The organism is Ruegeria sp. S84, assembly GCF_056583445.1.
The window spans coordinates 3,457,517-3,472,071 of the sequence record NZ_CM152618.1; the positions used below are offsets into that span (position 1 = coordinate 3,457,517).

Sequence of the window (14,555 nt, forward strand, 5' to 3'; positions counted from 1 at the left end):
TGTACAGGGCAAGAGGGACACAATGGCGCAATCCATGGTTATCGGGGCAGGACCAGCGGGGCTAATGGCCGCCGAACAGCTTGCCGCCGCCGGGCACGAGGTTGTAGTGGCCGAAGCCATGCCGTCTGTCGCGCGTAAATTCCTGATGGCGGGGAAGTCCGGCCTGAACCTGACCAAGGATGAGCCTTTTGACATGCTTATGGGCGCATACGGGGATGCAAAGGATTGGTTGCATCCGATGATACAAGCGTTTGACGCACAGGCGGTGAAGGCTTGGGCCGGTGATCTTGGGCAAGAGATGTTCACGGGCTCTACCGGGCGCGTGTTTCCGAAAGTCATGAAGGCCTCACCCTTGCTGCGGGCCTGGCTGGCCAGATTGGATCAGGCCGGTGTTCAGATCAGGACACGCTGGAGCTGGCAGGGATGGCAAGGTGGCGCGTTGGCTTTTGAGACGCCAGATGGCATGCAGTTTTGCTCGCCCGACGCGACGGTTTTGGCATTGGGAGGTGCCAGCTGGGCGCGGTTGGGTTCGGATGGGGCTTGGGCCCAATGGCTTGCGGACAGCGGAGTTGATCTAACACCGTTTGCACCGGCTAACGCCGCTCTGTCAGTCGATTGGAGCCCCTATATGCAGCCACATTTTGGCGCGGCGCTCAAATCGGTGCGGTGGATGGCGGGCGATCTGGATAGCCGTGGTGAGGCCATTATTTCCGCAAAAGGCCTGGAAGGTGGCGGTATGTATGCCCTGACCCCTGCGCTGCGGACGGGGGCGCCGCTGTTTGTTGATCTGGTCCCGGATGTGACGGCTGAAGGGATGCAGGCGCGATTGGACGCGAAGAAATCAAAGGCAACGCTTTCGCATTGGTTGAAGAATGGTCTGCGTCTGTCTCCGCAAAAGATCGCTTTGTTCCACGAAATGACTAAGGGCCGCGCATTGAAGCAAACGCAATGGATCGGTGCGCTGAAAAACCTGCCCATCAGGTATGCTGGGCTACGCCCGATGGATGAGGCGATCTCAACCGCTGGCGGGGTAGCATTGGGTGCCGTGGACAGCGGTTTGATGCTGACAGCATGTCCGGGCGTTTTTTGCGCGGGCGAGATGCTGGATTGGGAAGCCCCGACCGGTGGTTATCTTCTGACCGCCTGTCTGGCGACGGGACGTTGGGCCGGTCAGTCGGCGGCAACGTGGTTGGCGCGCTAGGCCTTAACCCGATCGGGCCAGCATCGCCAGACGGATCATGGCACGCTCGACCAGTGCCATCGCAGGTGCGGTTTGACCTGCCGAGCGCAAGGATAGGTCCGTATCTGTAAGGACGGTTAAAGCGGTCTGCAGCTTGGGCGCCCCCCATCCCTGAGCCTGCCTCAGGATCCGGTCACGTCGTTTGCCATAGACCGGAGGACGCAGCTTGCCGATTCCCTGCGCCGCGCCTCCAGGGTCGGATGCGCAGGCATAGAGCGTTCGGAAATGCCGCGTCGCCCCAATACACAAGGTGACCCCGTTGGTGCCCTGCGCCTGCAGGCGTCGGATAAGGGGGCCGATTTCCTGTGCCCGGCCCTCGGCAACGACGTTCAATACATCATCCAGCGCCGCCTCGGTCGACCGAGGCGCACAGGCTTCAATGTCTTCAATCGTCAGTTCACCGGCGTCACCGCGTTTGTAAAGCGACAGTTTCTCAACTGATTGAGTGAAATCACCAGGGCTGAGCGCCATTGCAAGTTCGCTAAGCGCCGACATCGAATCGCGCGGAATATTCTTCAATCCGGCTTGCGCCAGAATGCGCTCCACCTCGGCACGCGAGGGCGGGTCATCGTAGATGCCAACAGCGTATGCGGCAGGGTTCGCTTCGAATGCTTTGCGGATTTTCGAGCTGGGTTTGAGCTGCCCGGCCGTCACGATGATCTGTGCATCGCCATGATCCCAGTCTTCAAGGGCTGTGAGAATCGCAGGCGCTGCGACATCGGTGGCGTCTTCAACAAACACCGCGCGGGGACCGGGGAAAAATCCGACAGCCTTGACCGCGTCCAGCAACAGGGCCGGATCGCTGCGTAGATCGCTTCCGGGAATGCGGGTCAGGCGCATTTCCTCTTCGGCGCCAGGTCCCAGCAAAGCCGCCAGCACCTGTTGACGCTTCAACGCAACGCGCATCGCGTCCGCCCCGTAGATCAGCAATCCGGCTTTGTCCGCGTCCGGCTTGGAAAAATACCCTTCAGCCTCACGCGGGCTCAACTTCATGTGGACAGGCCCGGCGTGGCGTAAAGGCGGTTCACGATCTGATCGGCTAGAATCACCATCAGCCGCTCGGTCGCATCACGCTCATCGGCCAGCGTCGACACTGTTGAGCCCGCAGCAGAATAGCCGACAAATTCGGTAACGTTGCCCGAGGCGATGATTTGCCCGGTCGCATTGGATTTCAGCGCGTAAGTCGCGTTCCCGTCGATGGTGTAGCGATTGGTTTCATTTGCTGTGGTGATCGAGGCCCTGCGGGTGACCGTCGAAACCCCCACATCCAGCTTGTATTCGTTGCCCGAGGTCGCGCTTCGACCTAATTTGCGTTCCAGATTCTGGACAAGCAGAAAGCTTTCGACGGTATTCGGCGCTGACACCTCGACCTTGCCATCCAAGGCCGAGCCTGATCCTCCGGGCGCATAAACCGGCTCGAACCCGCAAGCGGCGAGCGCCAGCGGCATCAATAACAGGGTTCTACGATCAAACGACGACATTAACGATCCGGCCCGGAACAACGATCACTTTCTTCGGTGCAGCGCCATCCAGCGCCTTTTGCACAGCTTCGGTGCTGAGGGCGATTTTTTCAACCTCTGCTTTATCCAGATCTTTGGCTACGCTGATCTCGGCCCGACGCTTGCCGTTGATCTGAATCGGCAGGGTTATGGTGTCATCGATCAGCATCGTCTCATCCGCGATGGGCCAGGGCGCGGTTGCAACCAGGCCTTCGCCGCCCAGCATCTGCCAAAGTTCTTCGGACAGGTGTGGCGTCATCGGCGACATCAGCTGCGCCAATGTCTTGGCTGCCTCGCGCTTGACTGCAGAGCCCGCTTTGGATTTGGCAAGCGCGTTGGTGAATGCATAAAGCTTTGCGATAGATGCGTTAAAGCCAAAGGATTCGACCCCGCCCGATACGTCATGAATGGCTTTGTGCATCTCACGTAGCAGCGTTTCGTCATCTGCTGTGGCCGGCAAGTCCGATTCTGCGATTTCTGCGGCGATCCGGTGCACGCGGCTGAGATGTTTGAACGCGGCTTCGGCGCCCGACGCGGTCCATTCCACGTCGCGCTCAGGTGGGGAGTCGGACAGAACAAACCAGCGCGCAGTATCCGCACCAAAGGCCGAGATGATGCTGACCGGATCGACGACGTTCTTTTTCGACTTGGACATTTTGGCTGAGGGGATGATTTCAACCACGGTGCCGTCGGTCAGTTTGCCGTCGGTCACGTCCTCGGGCAGGTGATAGACCGGGCGACCGTTGGCGTCGCGTGTTTGATAAATTTCATGAGTCACCATGCCTTGAGTGAACAGCGCGTTGAACGGCTCAATCGCTTTCTTCGGCAAATGACCAGTGATGTTCATCGCCCGCGCGAAGAAGCGCGAATAGAGCAGGTGCAGAATCGCATGCTCAATCCCACCGATATATTGGTCGACATTCATCCAATACTCGGCTTCGGCAAGATCGGTGGGTGTTTCAGCGCGCGGGGCGGTGAAACGGGCGAAGTACCACGACGAATCGACAAACGTGTCCATCGTGTCAGTTTCCCGCTTGGCTGGAGCGCCGCAGGAAGGGCAAGGGGTGTCGCGCCAACTGGGGTGGCGGTCCAGCGGGTTGCCGGGGATCGAAAAATCTATGGGTTTGCTGTTGCCGTCATCATAAGGCAGCTCGATCGGCAGATTGTCTTTCTTCTCGGGGACCGTGCCGCATTGATCACAATGCACAACAGGAATCGGGCAGCCCCAATAGCGCTGGCGGCTGAGCCCCCAATCGCGCAGGCGGTATTTGGTAACACCTTCACCCCAACCGGCCTTTTCGGCGAAATCAACGGTGGCATTGATGGCCTCGTCACCCGTTGCCTCGGTGAGACCCGCAAAATGATTCACCCAGCGGACTTTTTCGGTTTTCGGTGGAACAAACGCGATCTTGTCGACCGGAGTGTCATCATCCAGTGCAAAGAATGTGTCGACCACAGGCAGGCCGTATTTGCGACAGAAATCGAGGTCACGTTGATCATGAGCTGGGCAGGCAAAAATGGCGCCGGTGCCATAGTCCATCAGGATAAAGTTGGCGATCCAGACCGGCAGCTCCCAGCTGGGGTCGAGTGGATGTTTTACACGTATGCCGGTGTCATAACCCAGCTTTTCGGCGGTTTCGATCGCCTCTTCGGTGGTGCCGCCCTTGCGGCATTCGGCAACGAATTCAGCGACTTTCGGGTTTTCTGCCTCAAGCTGCTTGGCAATCGGATGATCGGGCGAGATGCCAACAAACGACGCGCCCATCAGCGTATCGGGCCGTGTCGTGTAGACGGTGATCGGCTCACCTCCATCGGTGCGTTCGAACCCGAATTGCAGGCCACGGGACTTGCCGATCCAGTTCTCTTGCATCAGGCGTACCTTGGCGGGCCAGTTATCCAGCGTATCCAGCGCGTCGAGCAGTTCCTCGGAATAATCGGAAATCTTGAAAAACCACTGAGTCAACTCGCGACGCTCAACCAAGGCGCCTGAACGCCAGCCACGGCCGTTTTCTACCTGTTCATTGGCCAAAACGGTCATATCGACCGGGTCCCAGTTAACCACGGCGTTCTTGCGATAAACCAGACCGGCCTCGAGCATATCCAGGAACAAAGCCTGCTGCTGGCCGTAGTATTCCGGATCACAGGTGGCGAATTCACGAGACCAGTCGATCGACAGGCCCAGCGGCTTCATCTGTCCGCGCATGTCGGCGATATTGCCGTAGGTCCAATCTTTGGGGTGGCCACCACTGGCCATTGCGGCGTTTTCCGCAGGCATCCCGAACGCGTCCCAGCCCATCGGGTGCAGCACGTTATGACCGGTTGCGAGCTTGTGGCGGGCGATCACGTCACCCATCGTGTAGTTGCGTACATGCCCCATGTGGATACGGCCAGACGGGTAGGGGAACATCTCAAGCACATAGTATTTCGGCTTGTCCGCCTTGTGATTGGCGGTGAAGATTCCGGCCTTGTCCCAGGCCTCCTGCCATTTTGCTTCGATTTCGTTGGCCGAGTAGCGCGACATCATGCGGTCCTTCGTGAATGAAAACGCCGGGTAGGAACCCGGCGTGGTAATAGTGTGATTTTTGTCGGGTTTCTAGAACTTGTTGTCCGCAATGCGTAGCTGGCGCGCGCGAGACAGGATCGCATCTTCGACGGCGCGCGACGTTGCAGCGCTGACCGGAGAACCGCCACTGGTCTGAAGAGCTACGGACAAGGAACGCGCTTCCAAAGCAGGATCACTGATGTGAACTGTCGCGCGATAGGAACGCCCGCCGCCGGGCGGTGTGCCATAACCCGTTACGATCACTCCGGTAAACGGATCGACCTCTTGGATCGGCAAGAAATTCAGTACATCCAGCGATGCGGCCCACAGATAGCGATTTACCTGAGTGACCTGCTCTGAGGTGTTCGGGCCAAATACATCCCAAATCGTCGAACGATTCGGGTCATTCAGTTCGCGTTCCTCTGTCGAGCTGCCATCAGCGGTCAACACACTTGCATCGCCAGGCGGTGGCCCTCCGCAGGCTGATAAGGCAGCCGTTACCATGATCAAACCTGGAATCGTAATACGGCGCATCGTTGGAAGGTCCCGTGTCACTTGTTTTGCTCTGTCGAGTGATACTCCTAGACAAGGACCCGTACAGCAACAACCCTATTCTTTTATGATCGACTCGCGCGAACCGCACGATCCGTTGAATTCGACTGTGGCATCCTTGCACCAATTTGGGCCGAATGACGTCTTTGCGTTTATGCCAAGCTTGCGCAACGGGGGCAAAAAAAGCGAAACGGTGTCCGTGCTGAGACGCGTGCTTTGCATGTGTCGAGTAGAAAATCTTTGAAACCGAGGGAAACAAGATGAAAAAAGTTCTCTTCGCAACGACCGCACTGATTGCAACCGCAAGTGTTGCAGCGGCCGAAGTAAAGTTCAGCGGTTACGGCCGCTTTGGTCTGGGATACCTGGAAGACCGTACAGGTACCGTTGACGCAATTGGTGGTGGTGAAGCGACCGGCGTAGAAACCGACGAAACCATCCTGGTCTCGCGCTTCCGTCTGAACATCGACGGAATCGTTGAAACTGACGGTGGCGTTCGCTTTGAAGGCCGTGTTCGTCTGCAGGCAGACGAAGATGCCGGCAACGGCGAAGCAAACTCCGCTGGCCTGAACGGCGCACGCTTCTCGGTCATCTTCGGTGGTCTGCGTGTTGACGCCGGTAACGTAGCCGGTTCGTTCGACAACTTGGCAAACTACTACGGTAACGAGCCTGGCCTGGAAAGCTTCATTGGTCAGTACTCGGGCGTCGACTATGACTTCCTGGCGTACTCGTCGACCGGTTCGGGCGCAAACGCTGTGTTCTTCCAGTACGCAGTCGGCGACTTCGCCTTCGGCGCGTCGTATGACCAGCGCACATTTGCTGACGAAGCTGTTGCGGGTGCAGACACTGATGATGCAGACCGCTGGGACATCAGCGCGACCTACACCTTCGGTAACGTAACTGCCGCTCTGGCCTACGGTCAGACCAGCGGTCTGGGCGACGCCGACAAGCAGAGCCTGACCGTTCTGACCCTGGGTGCAGAATTCGGTGACTTCTCCGGTACTCTGTTCGTCGCAGACGATGACGTTGCAAACGATGACCGCAACGGCACCGCATACGGTCTGTCGGCAGCCTACAACCTGGGCGCGGCAACCACTCTGACCTTCGCTTACGGTGACGGTTCGGCAGACGACGATCTGCAGCAGTACGGCATCGGTGCCATCTACGACCTGGGTGGCGGTGCATCGCTGCGCGGTGGTATCGGCAACCAGAAGCGTGGCGACGGCGACAGCCAGCTGCGTGCCGACTTTGGTGCTCAGTTCAACTTCTAAGTTGATCTGAACCACAAGGTTCAAGGGCAGGTCTTCGGACCTGCCCTTTTCTTTTGCCGCCACATGGTGTTTTGCTGCTGCAAACGCAGAATGAGGGACCCATGTCGCTGCAAGAAATCACCGATCGAATAGCCAAAGCTGAATCTGCGGCAGGACGCGCCGAAGGCTCGGTGCAATTAATCGCGGTTTCCAAGGTGCAACCTAACGACCGGGTCGAAGCCGTATTGAAGCAGGGCCACCGGTGTTTCGGAGAAAACCGTGTGCAGGAAGCCGCTGGCAAATGGCCTGCATTTCGCGAGAGTTTTCCGGACATCGATCTGCATCTGATCGGTCCATTGCAAACAAACAAGGCACGGCAGGCGATTGAGCTTTGCAATGCCATCCATTCAGTTGATCGACCAAAGCTCGCCAAAACATTGGCGCGATTGGCGCAAGAGATGGGTAAGTGCCCTGATCTTTTTATACAGATCAACACAGGCGAAGAGGATCAGAAAGCCGGTAGTCTTCCACAAGATGCTGATGCGTTCATTGCTGAGTGCCGCAGCCTGGACCTGCCCGTCCGAGGTTTGATGTGCATTCCACCGGTTGAAGAAGAACCCGCGTTGCACTTCGCGTTATTGGCAAAAATCGCAGAGCGGAATGGGCTGGAGGGTTTGTCGATGGGAATGAGCAGTGATTTTGAATCGGCAATCGCCTTGGGTGCCACACACGTCCGTGTTGGGTCTGCCATTTTCGGGGCGCGGGTTAAGCCTCAGGGATGATCAGCCGTGTGCCCGGCGTGATTTTTTGGGCAATCCAACGTAGGTGGTCGCGCCTGAATGCGATGCAGCCTTCGGTCGGAAACCGTGGGCGTCGCCATTGATGCAGGAAGATGGCCGATCCCCGGCTGGGTTCTGAATTGGGATAGTTCCAATCGGTTATCAAGATCAGGTCATAAAGCGGATCTGGGCGACGCAGTTTTTCGTGACTGAAATCATGAGGCGCGCGCACCAAATGGTTATACGCATCGTCCTCTATGTCATCAGACCATAAATCGCGGGGTCCGATCGGTCGTGCCCAATGCGCCGGCCGTGGCATTCGGTCTGCGCGATAGAGCATACCCACAATGTGATGCGCACCTGTAGGTGTTGTTCCGTCACCTTCCTGCTTGGTTGGGCTCAAGCCCCCTTTGCCTATAGCGCAGGGGAACAGGTGCCCGAGAAACCGAACGCCACGCGGTGTCAAAACCAGATCGCTTGGTGTCACAGCAGGTGGCCTGACTTTGCTGCTTTGGTCGCCAGATACGAACGGTTGAAATCTGTTTCACCTACTTTCAACGGAACCCGTTCAGTGACGGCGATACCTGTGCGTTCCATCATTGCGATTTTTGCAGGGTTGTTGGTCAGCAGACGGACCGAATTGAAGCCCAACGATTTCAGGATATCCGAGCCGAGCCTGAAATCCCGTTCATCGTCTTCGAATCCAAGCCGGTGGTTAGCCTCGACAGTGTCAAATCCCTGATCCTGAAGAAAATAGGCGCGCATCTTGTTGGCAAGCCCGATCCCACGCCCTTCTTGATTCAGATAGAGCAGGACGCCCGCACCCTCGTCCCCCATCTGGGCCAAGGCCCCGCGCAGTTGCGGGCCACAGTCACATTTCAGGCTGCCCATGAGATCGCCCGTGAAACAGGCCGAATGCAGCCGCGCGAGGACGGGCTTGTCGCGGTCAGGGCGACCGATTTCAACCGCATAGTGTTCTTCTCCACCATCTTCGGGGCGGAATACATGTAGGCGCCCGGCCTCCGACACTTCCATCGGCAGGCGTGCGGCGACGACAGGGTGCAGAGCGCTGCGATCTGTCAGATGTGGCGCGGCCCGGGCATGGTCAATGCAGGTCAGACCATGATCTGCCGCAAATTCGCGCCCATCTTGAATTGGGGCGACGACGGCGGCCGGAAGCAAGTGCGCCGACTTGGCCAGCGCAATAGCGATCCGGTGCAGATTTGCGCTGCCTTGTCGTTCGGTCATCAGCGGGCCCTTCATCGGGGCGTTCAGATCGTCGGACGGGTCGGCCACCGCCTGCACCCAACTCAGCCCAGCATCCGCCGGGATCATGACGCGAGCAAGATCGCCGTCATAGGCTCGCGCTTTCAGTGTTTCGGCGCGCCGAACCGTTATGGCGACAACGGGATCCCCGCCCAAGCCGCGCAAATCGGCCAACCTTTGCGGGCTCAGGGTCTCGGTGGCGAATGCGAGTACTCCAAATCCCAGTTCGTCGGTCAGAACAACGGGAACACCCATACGCAGGTCAGCCCGCGCCCGTGCCAGCAATTCGGTGATGTCGGGAGTGAGACTCATGCAGTTTACCTTGAAACGATCAGACCCTGTCCTACCCCGATCACTGGAAAATGTGAAACATTTCCTCGGCGTCAGACACGAGGGCGTGAGACGACTGCAGTAAATCTTGCTGATTGCATTCTTCATACGCAAGTGATGGAAAAGGCTTAGGAGGACCGTACATGGCTCAGCTCAAGAAAATCCTGCTGGTGGATGACGACGAAGACCTGCGCGAAGCGCTCAGCGAGCAACTTGTCATGACCGAAGACTTTGACGTGTTCGAGGCGTCCGATGGCGCGTCGGCAATGGAACGCGCGCGCGAAGCAATATACGATCTGGTGATTCTGGATGTCGGCCTGCCGGATACCGATGGCCGTGAGCTGTGTCGCCTGATGCGCAAGCAGGGCGTCAAAAGCCCGGTGCTGATGCTGACTGGGCACGACAGCGATGCTGACACGATCCTGGGCCTTGATGCTGGCGCTAATGATTATGTCAGCAAGCCTTTCAAATTTCCGGTTCTTCTGGCCCGGATTCGGGCCCAACTGCGCCAGCATGAACAATCCGAGGATGCGGTCTTTGTTCTGGGGCCCTACACCTTCAAACCGGCCATGAAGATGCTGATGACCGAAGATGATCGCAAGATCCGCCTGACCGAGAAAGAGACTAACATTCTCAAGTTCCTCTATCGATCAACTGACGGCGTCGTTGCACGTGATGTTCTTTTGCATGAGGTCTGGGGTTACAACGCAGGCGTTACAACGCACACGCTTGAAACCCATATCTATCGTCTGCGTCAGAAGATTGAACCCGACCCGTCGAATGCGCGCCTTTTGGTCACAGAATCGGGCGGATATCGCCTTGTTGCTTGACTAATGGTGGATTGACTTGGATCAAAGTGATACTCTGTAGGTATCTTTAGATTACTCCCAACCCGCGCATGTCCGGGTTATGATATGCACCTCCCTGTTGGACTGCCGGGCCTGATGGCCCGGCTTTTTTTTGTAGGGTGCAACTGTATCGTGCAGGGCGATATCGGCACCGGGCATCCGATTTCATTCAATGAAATCGGACCGGAAACTTTGCAAGTTTCCGTCACCGCCGGGTCAGGCAACATTGCTTTGTTTTTCGATGGCACCTCGCTTGGCGCCGCGCTAACCTGCGGCAACTTCGACAAAGGAACCCCCGGATATGCCCTTCACCCTTGCCACATGGAACATCAATTCGGTCCGCCTGCGCGAGCCTATCGTTCTGAAATTGCTGCAGGAAGAGGCACCGGATGTGCTGTGTCTACAGGAATGCAAATCGCCGGTCGACAAAATCCCAACCGAAGGGTTCGCCGAGCTGGGCTATACGCATATGATTGCGCGGGGCCAGAAGGGGTATAACGGCGTCGCCATCCTGTCGCGCCTTCCGCTTGAGGAAGTAGGGGATAAGGATTTCGCGGGTTTGGGTCATGCGCGACACATTGCGGGGCGGTTGGAGAATGGCGTGACCATTCATAATTTCTATGTCCCCGCTGGGGGCGACGTGCCGGATCGCGAAGTGAACGAGAAGTTTGGCCAAAAGCTGGATTACCTCGCTGACATGCGCGATTGGTTCCATGCGGAAAAGCCGAAAAAGTCCATTCTGGTGGGCGATCTGAATATTGCGCCCCGCGAAGATGATGTCTGGTCGCACAAGCAGTTGCTGAAGGTGGTTTCACATACGCCGATCGAGGTTGAAACGCTAGCCGAGACTCAGGATGCAGGTGGCTGGGTCGATATCACCCGGCAGGATATTCCCGAGGGCCAGCTATACAGCTGGTGGTCTTATCGGGCACGAGATTGGGATGCCGCCGACAAGGGACGCAGGCTGGATCATGTGTGGGCTACGCCCGATATCTCGAACGCGGGTCATTCCAGCCGCATTCTGCGCGACGCGCGCGGATGGGAAAAACCCAGTGATCACGCCCCGGTATTTGCTACGTTTGACGTCTGACCGAAGCAAATTCGCCGAACTCTCCCCTTGGTTTCTGCCGCATTGGACTGCATATAGGGCGCAAGTTCGAACCAGAGAGTATAAGCCATGGACCTTCTGAACGGCGCAGGCAGCCCCCAAGCCACTGATCTGATTAAAGACGGGACCGAGGCCACCTTCATGGCCGATGTGGTCGAAGCTTCACAAGAATCGCCGATCATCGTTGACTTCTGGGCGCCTTGGTGTGGTCCCTGCAAAACGCTGGGCCCGGCGTTGGAAGAGGCCGTGACCGCTGCCAAAGGTGCGGTCAAGATGGTCAAGATCAACGTGGACGAAGCGCAGATGATTGCAGGGCAACTGCGCATCCAGTCGATTCCGATGGTCTATGCATTTCACAAAGGCCAACCGATCGACGGGTTTCAGGGCGCTTTGCCAGGGTCCGAGATCAAGGCCTTCATAGATCGTGTGATCGAAGCCGCGGGCGGTGAAAGCCCGGGTGGTCAACTAGATGATGCTGTGCAAGCTGCCGAAGAAATGTTGACCGAGGGGGCCGCTGTAGACGCGGCACAGACTTTTGCCGCCATACTGGGTGAAGACCCCAATCACGCTGCCGCTTATGGCGGGTTGGTGCGCGCGCATATCGCATCGGGGGATCTGGATCAGGCTGAGGCGATCCTCAATGGCGCTCCTGCCGAGATTTCCACTTCACCCGAGGTTGAAGCGGCCCATGCGCAACTGGAATTGGCCAAGCAGGCTGCAGATGCTGGTCCGGTAGGTGAGTTGACTGCAACAGTTGAGGCCGAGCCAGACAACCATCAAGCCCGTTTCGATCTGGCGCAGGCCCTGCATGCCAATGGCGATGTCGAAGAGGCAGTGGCTCAACTGTTGGAATTGTTCCGCCGCGATCGCGAGTGGAATGATGGGGCAGCAAAGGCGCAGCTCTTCACAATTTTCGATGCGCTCAAGCCCAATGACCCGATTGTTCTGAACGGGCGGCGCAAGCTCAGCTCGATGATATTTGCCTAATCCCCGATCAGAACTAAACTCGGGTACATGATGCATCCTGCCGATTTGCCGGAAACGGTATCCGTTTTCCCTTTGCCCGGAGCGCTGCTGCTGCCACGGTCTCGCCTGCCGCTGCATATTTTTGAGCCGCGCTACCTACAGATGCTGGACGACGCGCTGAAAACGCAAGAACGCCTGATCGGGATGGTGCAACCGAATACCTGTCAGGGCGACGAAACCAAGCTGCACCAGATCGGCTGCGCTGGACGGGTCACCCAGTTTTCCGAGACCGAAGATGGCAGGTATCTGATTACGCTGACGGGAATCTCTCGGTTCAGGGTCAAATCAGAGTTGGACAGTTTCACCCCGTATCGCCGGGTTTCGGTGTCCTGGGACGGGTTTGACCGAGATCTCGGCAAGGCCGAGGTGGATGACGGTTTTGATCGGAACAGGTTCCTGCGGCTGTTGGAACGGTTTTTTTCGTCCCGTCAGTTGTCCACCGATTGGGACACGATGAAAGATGCCGATGACGAGCTTTTGGTCAATTCCCTGTCAATGATGCTAGAGTTTGACCCCGAGGAAAAGCAAGCCCTGCTTGAGGCCCCCTGCCTGCGCACCCGGCGCGAGACATTGGTGACATTGATTGAATTCGCCATGCGCGGCGGATCGAATGAGGAAAAACTGCAATGAGCGATACCGAACACGCCTTTGACCGCCATATGCTTGAGGCGTTGATTTGTCCGCAGACCCACACGACGCTGCACTATGATGCCGAACGGCAAGAGCTGGTGTCAAAAGCCGCCGCTCTGGCCTTTCCAATCCGCAACGGTATTCCAGTGATGCTAGTGGATGAGGCCCGAGAGCTGGACTAGATCGGGTGTCCCTGCAGCAGTTTCGGCAGATCTCCGGTCAGACCTGCAGCCTCGCGCACGAAACCTCGGCGCAGCCCGGGCAGCGATCCGACGATACCCATTCCAATATCCCGACCTATGCGGAGCAGGGGATTATCGTTCGAAAACAGCTTGTTGAACACATCAGTCGCCATCGCAAGCGAGGCTGTGTCGAACCGGCGCCACTCTTGATAGCGCTCCAGCACAAGCGTTGATCCGATATCCTCGCCACGTCGTCCCGCAAGGGTCAGAACCTCGGCCAATGCACCGACATCACGCAGGCCTGCGTTCAGGCCTTGCCCGGCGATGGGGTGCATGCCATGGGCGGCGTCTCCGACCAAAGCCAACCGGTCCGAGATGAAGGAATTGGCGATGGTCAGGTTCAACGGGTATGTGAACCGGTCACCCTGCAGGCGGATATCCCCCAGGAAATCGCCAAAGCGCGGGCGCAGAACTTGTAGGTAATCTGCCTCGGGCAGCGCATTGATCTGCGCGGACGTCTCAGTGCGTTCGCTCCAGACGATGGAACTGCGGTTCCCTGTCAGCGGCAGAATCGCCAACGGGCCGGGGGGCATGAAGAACTGATGGGCGATACCGTGATGCGGTAGCTCGTGTTCAATGGCGCAGACCAGAGCGGTCTGGCCATAGTCCCAGCCGGTTCGCTTGATTCCGGCGCGCATAGCGGTCCCGCTGCGGCGGCCATCGCAACCCACCAGAAGGCTGCCGGACAAGGTGGACCCGTCATCCAGTGTAAGTGTTGCCCCGTTTGCCGAGATGTCCTGAGACACGACCGTTTTGCCGCTGATTTCGGTAATCCCGTCTTGTTCGGTCATGGCCTCCAGAAAAGCCCGCCGCAGGTGGCGATCTTCGACCATATAGCCCATCGGGCCTTCTTCGATCTCGGCATGGTCGAAATGCATAAAGAACGGGGAAGGTCCGGCACCGGCATGACCATCCGTTACCTTGATCTCCAGCATAGGCTGGGCGTGCTTTTCCACCTTTTTCCAAACGCCTATCGCGTCGAGCAGACGTTGCGACGCCAATGCAAGCGCATAGGCGCGCCCGTCGAAGGCCGCATTCTTGCGCACTTTCTCTGCCAGAGCGTCAACAACCGTGACTGAATGCCCGGTCTGGGCCAGCGCCAGCGCAAGGGCAGGGCCGTTCAGGCCACCACCAACGATCAGGATATCGGATCTGTGTTCCATGTGCTGCAATATGCGCGCCCTTTCGGGATTGTCCATGTGCGGTCCTGTCGCTACCGTCCGATCACGGAATTACTCGGGAGGGG

General features: G+C 57.8%; 15 protein-coding genes. 8 read left to right on the plus strand and 7 right to left on the minus strand.

Annotated features, from left to right (window positions below; all coding sequences use genetic code 11):
* Positions 1-22 precede the first annotated feature (22 nt).
* On the plus strand, positions 23-1,201 hold the full coding sequence (locus AC1DFB_RS17310) for a TIGR03862 family flavoprotein (protein WP_480921752.1): 1,179 nt from the start codon (positions 23-25) through the stop codon (positions 1,199-1,201).
* A 3-nt stretch (positions 1,202-1,204) separates the two neighbouring features.
* Here the strand turns inward: AC1DFB_RS17310 and holA are convergent, their stop codons facing one another.
* The 4 genes from holA to AC1DFB_RS17330 all read right to left on the minus strand — a co-directional run bounded on the left by holA (position 1,205) and on the right by AC1DFB_RS17330 (position 5,815).
* Positions 1,205-2,233, minus strand: coding sequence for a DNA polymerase III subunit delta (holA, locus tag AC1DFB_RS17315; RefSeq protein ID WP_480562302.1), 1,029 nt, complete (start codon positions 2,231-2,233; stop codon positions 1,205-1,207).
* Entirely contained in the window at positions 2,230-2,721 is a 492-nt protein-coding gene (lptE, locus tag AC1DFB_RS17320) for an LPS assembly lipoprotein LptE (protein ID WP_170398890.1), read from the minus strand. Before lptE ends, holA begins: the two co-directional genes overlap by 4 nt.
* Positions 2,708-5,260 (minus strand): leucine--tRNA ligase, encoded by a 2,553-nt coding sequence (leuS, locus tag AC1DFB_RS17325; RefSeq protein ID WP_480921753.1) that lies wholly within the window; start codon positions 5,258-5,260, stop codon positions 2,708-2,710. The genes lptE and leuS overlap by 14 nt, the downstream gene beginning before the upstream one ends.
* Positions 5,261-5,332: 72 nt before the next feature.
* On the minus strand, positions 5,333-5,815 hold the full coding sequence (locus AC1DFB_RS17330; RefSeq protein WP_170398884.1) for a DUF3576 domain-containing protein: 483 nt from the start codon (positions 5,813-5,815) through the stop codon (positions 5,333-5,335).
* 278 nt (positions 5,816-6,093) lie between these two features.
* Here AC1DFB_RS17330 and AC1DFB_RS17335 point away from each other — a divergent pair, with 278 nt between their 5' ends.
* On the plus strand, positions 6,094-7,101 hold the full coding sequence (locus tag AC1DFB_RS17335) for a porin (protein ID WP_170398881.1): 1,008 nt from the start codon (positions 6,094-6,096) through the stop codon (positions 7,099-7,101).
* 101 nt (positions 7,102-7,202) lie between these two features.
* Positions 7,203-7,862 carry a YggS family pyridoxal phosphate-dependent enzyme gene (locus AC1DFB_RS17340; protein WP_480921754.1) on the plus strand — a complete coding sequence of 220 codons (660 nt, stop codon included), beginning with the start codon at positions 7,203-7,205 and terminating at the stop codon, positions 7,860-7,862.
* On the opposite strand, the gene AC1DFB_RS17345 is transcribed toward AC1DFB_RS17340, so the two are convergent.
* Together AC1DFB_RS17345 and ribA are read right to left on the minus strand one after the other, a co-directional pair.
* Positions 7,846-8,346 carry a L,D-transpeptidase family protein gene (locus AC1DFB_RS17345; RefSeq protein WP_480921755.1) on the minus strand — a complete coding sequence of 167 codons (501 nt, stop codon included), beginning with the start codon at positions 8,344-8,346 and terminating at the stop codon, positions 7,846-7,848. The two genes, AC1DFB_RS17340 and AC1DFB_RS17345, sit on opposite strands and share 17 nt — an antisense overlap.
* Positions 8,343-9,437, minus strand: a complete 1,095-nt coding sequence (gene ribA / locus AC1DFB_RS17350) for a GTP cyclohydrolase II (RefSeq protein ID WP_480567910.1) — start codon at positions 9,435-9,437, stop codon at positions 8,343-8,345. The genes AC1DFB_RS17345 and ribA overlap by 4 nt, the downstream gene beginning before the upstream one ends.
* A 161-nt stretch (positions 9,438-9,598) precedes the next feature.
* On the opposite strand from ribA, the gene AC1DFB_RS17355 reads away from it, so the two are divergent.
* The 5 genes from AC1DFB_RS17355 to AC1DFB_RS17375 all read left to right on the plus strand — a co-directional run bounded on the left by AC1DFB_RS17355 (position 9,599) and on the right by AC1DFB_RS17375 (position 13,249).
* A complete protein-coding gene (locus AC1DFB_RS17355) occupies positions 9,599-10,285 on the plus strand; it encodes a response regulator transcription factor (protein ID WP_170398869.1) in 687 nt (228 codons plus the stop codon).
* 319 nt (positions 10,286-10,604) lie between these two features.
* Positions 10,605-11,393 (plus strand): exodeoxyribonuclease III, encoded by a 789-nt coding sequence (locus tag AC1DFB_RS17360; RefSeq protein ID WP_170425855.1) that lies wholly within the window; start codon positions 10,605-10,607, stop codon positions 11,391-11,393.
* Positions 11,394-11,480: 87 nt separating this feature from the next.
* Positions 11,481-12,398 carry a tetratricopeptide repeat protein gene (locus AC1DFB_RS17365; RefSeq protein ID WP_480921756.1) on the plus strand — a complete coding sequence of 306 codons (918 nt, stop codon included), beginning with the start codon at positions 11,481-11,483 and terminating at the stop codon, positions 12,396-12,398.
* A gap of 27 nt (positions 12,399-12,425) precedes the next feature.
* The gene (locus tag AC1DFB_RS17370) at positions 12,426-13,067 is read left to right on the plus strand and encodes an LON peptidase substrate-binding domain-containing protein (protein WP_170398861.1); all 642 of its coding nucleotides are present in this window, start codon (positions 12,426-12,428) and stop codon (positions 13,065-13,067) included.
* The gene (locus AC1DFB_RS17375) at positions 13,064-13,249 is read left to right on the plus strand and encodes a Trm112 family protein (RefSeq protein ID WP_170398842.1); all 186 of its coding nucleotides are present in this window, start codon (positions 13,064-13,066) and stop codon (positions 13,247-13,249) included. Before AC1DFB_RS17370 ends, AC1DFB_RS17375 begins: the two co-directional genes overlap by 4 nt.
* Here AC1DFB_RS17375 and AC1DFB_RS17380 read toward each other — a convergent pair.
* Entirely contained in the window at positions 13,246-14,508 is a 1,263-nt protein-coding gene (locus tag AC1DFB_RS17380; RefSeq protein WP_480921757.1) for an FAD-dependent monooxygenase, read from the minus strand. The genes AC1DFB_RS17375 and AC1DFB_RS17380 overlap by 4 nt on opposite strands.
* Positions 14,509-14,555: the final 47 nt, after the last annotated feature.